At 64.7% G+C, this 1,371-nt stretch carries 2 protein-coding genes; one reads left to right on the top strand and one right to left on the bottom strand.

Annotated features, from left to right (window positions below):
• On the top strand, positions 1 to 667 hold a 667-nt coding region (locus ABD283_RS04090; protein WP_344223733.1), incomplete at its 5' end, for a helicase HerA-like domain-containing protein.
• 165 nt (positions 668 to 832) lie between these two features.
• Here ABD283_RS04090 and ABD283_RS04085 read toward each other — a convergent pair.
• Positions 833 to 1,264, bottom strand: a complete 432-nt coding sequence (locus tag ABD283_RS04085; protein ID WP_344223731.1) for an LbetaH domain-containing protein — start codon at positions 1,262 to 1,264, stop codon at positions 833 to 835.
• Positions 1,265 to 1,371 lie beyond the last annotated feature (107 nt).

Genomic DNA, 1,371 nt, shown 5'->3' with positions numbered 1-1,371 from the left:
CTCCCCGGAAGAAGGAACTGATTTCTCAGTCCAACTTCCGGGGAGCAGTTCAATCACCGGTGACGGGGTGTTGGCTCAGCTGGGCAACCGGGTGCAGCATGCTCTGCGCGCGTTCACCCCAGATGATGCCAAGGCCCTCAAGGCTGCTGCGCGCACCTATCCCAAGAGTTCCTATGACCTGGAAGAGCTGCTGACTCAGCTCGGCACTGGTGAGGCCGTGGTCACGGTGCTGTCCGAGAACGGCGCCCCCACCCCGGTCGCGTGGACTCGCATGCGGGCCCCGCAGTCGCTGATGTCCCCGGCGTCCGCAATCACGGTGGACGGGGTCATTACCGCCTCGCCGCTCAATGCCAAGTATGCGGAGGCCGTGGACCGCGAATCGGCGTACGAGTTACTGCGTCAGCGCCTGGACCCTCAGACCGGTCAAGTGCCGGAGCACGGGGATACTCCCGGAGGTCGGCAGCCGCTGCCGGACGCGCTACCGCGTGATGGGGCATCGCGTGAGGCTCCCCGGGATTCTCGCCGGTCGGATCAGGACGAGGGCGGGTTCCTCGGCTCCGTGATGAGTAACCCGGCGGTGCGCTCCATGATGCGCTCAGCAGGGACGGCACTGGGGCGGGAAATCACTCGCTCCATTTTCGGCACATCCCGACGGCGCCGCCGCTAGAAACCACGACCCACCGGCTGCGACCGGACGAACTACACGGTGGCCCTGTGCTTGTGCACGGGGCCACTGCCCTGTCCGCAGGCAGTCCTCGTGAGCATCGCATACGTTCTCGTCCCCTGTACCTGCCCTGCGGCGGCTCACGAAGCTGACGCGAAAGCAGGTGATTCAGTCCAGGTCTCGTCTGCGGCCCACCAGGCGGGCGGGATTTCCGGCCCAGATCTCGTTCTCCCCCGTGGAGTTCATCAGGACGGCATTGGCACCCACCAGCGTGCCCCGGCCGATCCTGGTGACGCCGGCGCCACCGAGGACTTTGCAACCGGGGAACAGCACGACGTCGTCCCCGATGACCAGCCGTTCGAAGGGCGAGTCCTCACGCGATACATGCGCGTCCTTCCGGCCAATGGTGACCTGGTGATAGATCCGTACGCGATCCCCGATGGTGACGTCCGGATAGATCACCGTGCCCATGCCGTAGTGCACCAGGCGAAACTCCCGCCCAATCTCCACCTTGGCCGGGATCGAAATGTTGAGCGGCATGAGCGCCAACCGCGCCCAGCGATGACGGCGCCAAGCCACCAGTTTCTCCGGAACTCCCATGGCGTCAACCTAATCGAAAATACCGTCGCTCACCGTGCGCGGGTTATAGGCCAAAATATGTGTATGGCGGGGGCTTGCTTGCCTGCGATAGCAACGTTCTAGGGGCT

This window comes from Kocuria atrinae (genome assembly GCF_039531425.1).
GTDB classification, from domain to species: domain Bacteria; phylum Actinomycetota; class Actinomycetes; order Actinomycetales; family Micrococcaceae; genus Kocuria; species Kocuria atrinae.
Note: the sequence above shows the minus strand (reverse complement) of the source record. Positions and strands in the feature narration are given on the sequence as shown.

Excerpts from the sequence above, each read along its gene's own strand:
- ABD283_RS04085 (WP_344223731.1), bottom strand. The coding sequence starts at position 1,264 with ATGGGAGTTCCGGAGAAACTGGTGGCTTGGCGCCGTCATCGCTGGGCG.